Source organism: Candidatus Albibeggiatoa sp. nov. BB20 (genome assembly GCA_016744725.1).
In the GTDB taxonomy this organism is placed as follows: Bacteria; Pseudomonadota; Gammaproteobacteria; order Beggiatoales; family Beggiatoaceae; genus Albibeggiatoa.
Genome location: JADGDW010000018.1, coordinates 22,572 through 28,571, shown reverse-complemented (window position 1 = coordinate 28,571; position 6,000 = coordinate 22,572). Strand labels below are relative to the sequence as shown.

2 protein-coding genes are annotated in these 6,000 nt (G+C 41.0%); both read left to right on the top strand.

The features are described from left to right. Nucleotides 1–227: 227 nt before the first annotated feature. Entirely contained in the window at nt 228–722 is a 495-nt protein-coding gene (locus tag ABXH34_RS03630; protein ID WP_353570501.1) for an SET domain-containing protein-lysine N-methyltransferase, read from the top strand. Between the two features lie 707 nt (nt 723–1,429). After that, complete coding sequence (gltB, locus tag ABXH34_RS03625; protein ID WP_353570500.1) at nt 1,430–5,887, top strand: glutamate synthase large subunit; 4,458 nt, start codon at nt 1,430–1,432, stop codon at nt 5,885–5,887. Nucleotides 5,888–6,000: the final 113 nt, after the last annotated feature.

Genomic DNA, 6,000 nt, shown 5'->3' with positions numbered 1-6,000 from the left:
ATTTTGAGCTGTTTTTGAAAAGCCTTAATAACTAGAAATATAACTATTTGAAAAATAAAAATATTTTAAATTTAAGTTGGCATATTTAAAATGGATATAAAACAGATGGTTGCAAATGATGCGTAAGGCGTTGATGGACATATCTATAAGAAAATAAAAGTTTTTTTCTATTGGCGCAATGGAATAGTGCTACACTATTAAAGTGTATTATTATTTAAAGGTCATTTATGAACGCCATTGTCAATACTGGAGTTGAATTAAGAGGCACTCCTGAAAAAGGAGAAGGTATTTTTGCTACTAAGACATTTAAAATTGGCGACATCGTCATGATTGGTGTCATTAAAGAAGTCTTAACCAAAAATCATTCCCATGCCTCTCAAGTTGGCAAAACCAGTTACGTATTTCATGCAGGCCTAATCAGCAAAGTAAATCACTCCTGTAACCCTGATTGTGGTATCAAATTGAATAAGACAGGTGCCCACGACTTTGTTGCAATGAAAGAAATTCACGCGAACGATGAAATCACTTTTGATTATGCTATGAGAAATTATGGTGTTGATTATTTTCCTAAACAATGTATGTGTGGTTCTGATAACTGCCGGCTTCAGATTACAGGATGGAAAGACCTCACAGCAGAACAGAAAAATAAGTATAAGGGTTTTGTAGCACCCTATTTGCTTGAACTGGATGCCAACGCTAAAGAATATCCTGTTTTTACATAAAACTAGGTTATAGAAGCAAGTGCATTTACACCTTTAAGCAGTTTATCGTTTGTAAATGTGCTGAGTTTATTCCTTAAGAAAAAAATTTCTTTAAGTCAAACCAGAGCAAATTCTAGATATTCCATGTTTATAAAGCTTCATCAAGAAAACAGTCATATCAAACAATAGTACAGAAGTACAAAACTCATTTTTCTATCTAAAATTAATTCTTTACTCTTCCTTAATCTAATCACAACCTTATAATCCATCAATCTTTACACATCATTTTCGGTTTTTTATTATGAATCGTTCCATTTTTTACACAATTTGCTGAACGGCATTTTGGACATGTTGACATTCTTTGCTCTTAATTTATTGATTTAAAATATAATATCAATATATCACTACTTGTCTAGGACTACCAAAAATACAAGCAATCCCTCTTGTACTAAACATATTCCCATACTAAGTGGCGCTTTTTAGTTTTGCTCTCAAATTGAGCTTAAGATTTAAGAAACCCCTTTACCCTCTGATAATTAAAAGCCATCTATCAAATATGTGACAATGCTCGAAAAATCCTATAGAATTGTAAAATTTTGCTCTTACCAAATAACTATAAATACAGAAAATGAATGGGATAGGGTAACGGGTTTGGGTAGACAGTAGGGTAATCGCTCACTGATAATTGTTAATTGTTCACTGGTACTTGTTTAGGGTGAGGAAGTTATATGCTTAAGGGACTTTATCAACCAAGTTTTGAAAAAGACAGTTGTGGCTTCGGCCTAATTGCACAAATGGATGGAAAACCCAGTCACTGGCTGGTGTCTACTGCTATTTTATCACTCACGCATTTAACCCATCGTGGTGCGATTGCAGCAGATGGTAAAACGGGTGATGGCTGTGGATTATTATTGAAGAAACCTGATAGCTTCCTTAAAACCTTAGCCCAAGAATTAGGTTATGAATTAGCACCGCTTTACGCTGTTGGTATGGTGTTTTTAAGTCAGGATGACAGCATTGCAAAATATGCTCAAGACTTCTTAGCTAACGAACTGCAAAAGCAAGGACTTGAGGTCGTTGGCTGGCGTGATGTGCCTTTAAACAAAGACGCATGTGGCGAAGAGGCATTAAAAACCCTTCCTCATATTATGCAAATCTTCATTAATGCGCCCGAAGGTTTAAGCGAAGAAGATTTTGAACGCAAGCTTTATATCGCGCGTCGTATGGCTGAAAAGTCTATCAAAGATAATGGGGATGATAAATCGTTTTACGTGCCCAGTTTATCCAGCCGTGTGATTAGCTATAAAGGCTTGGTCATGCCTAATCGCTTGCCGCAATTTTATAAAGATTTACATGATGACCGTTTTGAATCTGCTTTATGTGTCTATCACCAACGCTTTTCAACCAATACGTGGCCACAATGGTGGTTAGCACAACCGTTCCGTTATCTGGCGCACAATGGTGAAATCAACACCGTTCAAGGTAATCGTAACTGGGCAGTGGCACGCTCACATAAATTTGTCAGCTCATTAATTGACATGAAAGACATCAGCCCCTTGGTTTCAATGAGTGGCTCGGATTCTTGTAGCTTGGACAACATGTTAGAAGTATTGATTTCAGGCGGTATGGACATCTTCCGTGCGATGCGCTTATTGATTCCACCTGCTTGGCAAAACGTCGATACCATGGATTCTGAATTACGTGCGTTTTACGAATACAGCGGTATGCACATGGAACCATGGGATGGGCCTGCGGGGATCGTATTAACTGATGGTCGTCATGCGGCATGTGTATTGGATCGTAATGGTTTGCGTCCAGCACGTTATGTGGTCACAGCAGATCGCCATATCACTGTAGCGTCTGAAGTCGGTGTATATGATTACGATGACAAAGACGTGATTATGAAAGGGCGGCTTAAACCGGGTGACATGATGGCAGTGGATACCGAATCAGGTAAATTATTGCTGCCAAAAGACGTAGAAGACATGCTGAAAAGTCGCCATCCGTACAAAAAATGGTTACGCAAAGGCGCGAAATTTTTAGAAGATGAATTCAACGACAATCATCCGTATTGTGCTGAATTAAATGAAAAACAGCTTTCCGTTCATCAAAAACAATATCAAGTCACCTTTGAAGAACGTGACCAAGTGCTCAGAGTATTAGCAGAAACAGGTCAAGAAACCACGGCATCAATGGGTGATGATACGCCACTTGCGGTGTTATCGCGTGGCATCCGCTCGCCTTATGATTATTTCCGTCAGCAATTTGCACAGGTGACAAACCCTGCAATTGATCCATTACGAGAAAAAATCGTGATGTCGTTGCGTTCATGTTTTGGGCGTGAAATGAACATGTTTGACGAAACCCCCCAACATGCAGCACGGTTGGAAATCAGCTCGCCTGTGTTATCGCCCGACCAATTTACTCGTTTGCTTAATCTCAATGATGCTGCTTATGCCTGCGAACCCATTGATTTAAATTATCCAATCGAACAAGGTTTGCAAGCCGCAATTGAAGCCATGTGTGATACGGCAGTGGAAGCGGTTAAGAATGGTGCAGTGATTTTAGTTTTATCTGATAAGCAGTTACGCGAGAATCATTTACCAATCCATGCAGCAATGGCAACGGGTGCAGTGCATCATCGTTTGATCGCTGAAGGAATTCGTTGTGATGCAAACCTTGTGGTTGACACAGGGACAGCGCGTGATCCACATCATTTTGCAGTATTGATTGGTTACGGCGCGACCGCAATTTATCCTTATTTGGCTTATGAATGTGTATTAGATTTAATTGAAACTAAACAAATTCAGAACCCTGACAGCCACAAAGCGATTAAAAAATACCAGCAAGGGATTGATAAAGGTTTATACAAAATCATTTCGAAAATGGGTATTTCCACTATTACCAGCTATCGCGGCGCACAGTTATTCGAAGCGGTGGGCATGAGTAAAGACGTGGTGGATTTATGTTTCAAAGGCACAACCTGTCGGATTCAAGGCACACATTTCGAGAATTTCCAAGCTGACAGCATTGAGTTATACAACCGTGCATGGAGTCAACGCAAACCGATTAATACAGGTGGTTTGTTCAAATATATTCACGGCGGCGAGTATCACGCTTATAATCCTGACGTGGTTAACACGATTCAAGATGCAGTGAAAACAGGTGATTACAACACTTATAAACAATTTGCTGATTTGGTTAATGGGCGTAAGCCGACTAATTTACGTGACATGTTTAAATTACGTGATGATGTGGAAGCCATTCCATTAGATGAAGTTGAACCGCTTGAAACCATTTTTAAACGTTTTGACAGCGCGGCGATGTCACTTGGTGCATTATCACCAGAAGCCCATGAATCCTTAGCAATTGCGATGAACCGTTTAGGCGGTCGTTCCAACTCGGGTGAGGGCGGTGAAGATGTGTCACGCTATGGCACAGAACGCATGTCTAAAATTAAACAAGTTGCATCGGGTCGTTTCGGTGTCACTCCACACTATTTAGTCAATGCAGAAGTGTTACAAATCAAAGTCGCACAAGGCGCAAAACCGGGTGAAGGCGGTCAATTACCGGGTGGCAAAGTCAACCAATTGATTGCGAAATTGCGTTATGCCGTTCCGGGAGTCACTTTGATTTCGCCTCCGCCACATCATGATATTTACTCGATTGAAGATTTAGCTCAGTTAATTTTCGATTTAAAACAAGTCAATCCACAAGCTTTAGTCTCGGTGAAACTGGTTGCTGAAGCGGGCGTGGGCACAATTGCCGCAGGTGTCGCCAAAGCCTATGCCGATTTAATCACCATCGCAGGTTATGACGGTGGTACGGGTGCAAGTCCTTTAACTTCAGTCAAATACGCGGGTAGCCCTTGGGAATTAGGTTTAACCGAAACCCATCAAGTATTACGTGCTAATAACTTACGTGGCAAAGTACGCTTACAAACAGATGGCGGCTTAAAAACAGGTTTAGACGTGATTAAAGCGGCGATTTTCGGAGCGGAAAGTTTTGGCTTCGGTACTGCACCGATGGTCGCATTAGGTTGTAAATACTTAAGAATTTGCCATTTGAATAATTGTGCGACAGGTGTTGCAACTCAAAACAAAGTCTTACGTCGTGAACACTTCATTGGTTTACCTGAAATGGTGATGAATTACTTCACTTTCGTGGCGACTGAAGTACGGGAATTATTGGCGAAATTAGGCGTGCGTAGCCTTGAAGAATTGATTGGGCGTACTGATTTATTAGAATTGATTGAAGCCGAAACGGATAAACAACGTCGTTTAGACTTAAGTGCATTGATTAGTGATGGTGGCATTTCTGCGGATAAACCGATGTTCTGCACTGAGCCTTCAAACCAACCATTTGATAAAGGTGAATTGGCCGAGCAAATGGTACAAGACATGTTGCCTGCAATTGAAGCTAAATCAGGCGGCACATTTAGCTATGACGTGCGTAATATTCATCGTTCGATTGGGGCGCGTTTATCAGGTGAAATTGCCAAGCGTCACGGCAACTTAGGCATGTCAGATAAGCCGATTGAGCTAAATTTAAAAGGTTCAGCAGGTCAAAGTTTAGGCGTATGGAACGCGGGTGGCTTGCATATTTCAATCGAAGGCGATGCTAACGATTATGTGGGCAAAGGCATGGCAGGCGGTCAAATCGCGGTTTATCCTCCCAAAGTCAGCCAATTCAACAGCCGTGAATCTGCCATCATCGGTAACACTTGTTTATACGGTGCGACAGGCGGGAAATTCTACGCGGCGGGTATGGCAGGTGAACGTTTTGGTATTCGTAATTCGGGTGTCACCGCGATTGTTGAAGGTATCGGCGACCACGGTTGTGAATATATGACAGGCGGGGTGATTATCGTTTTAGGTGAAACGGGCTTGAACTTCGGCGCAGGCATGACGGGTGGTTATGGTTTTATTCTTGATGAAAACCGTACTTTTGTTGACCGTTACAATCATGAGTTTTTAGACATTCATCGCATCACGCCAGACTTTATGCACGGACATTCTGATTACTTGACTCATCAAATTCAAGATTTCGTCAAAGCGACGGGCAGCGAGTGGGGACAGGAATTGTTAGAAAACTTCAGCGATTACGTTGGAAAATTCTGGTTCGTGAAACCCAAAGCAGCGGAGATGGATGGCTTGTTAGATAATTTTATTAATAAAGCGGCTTAGTCTAATACACTAATTTTTGATTTAAAAAACGTGACTTGGCATTGGCTGGGTTGCGTTTTTTTATTGGGAGAATGATAATTAATTCAATGAAACTATTATCAACTTCAAGGAAT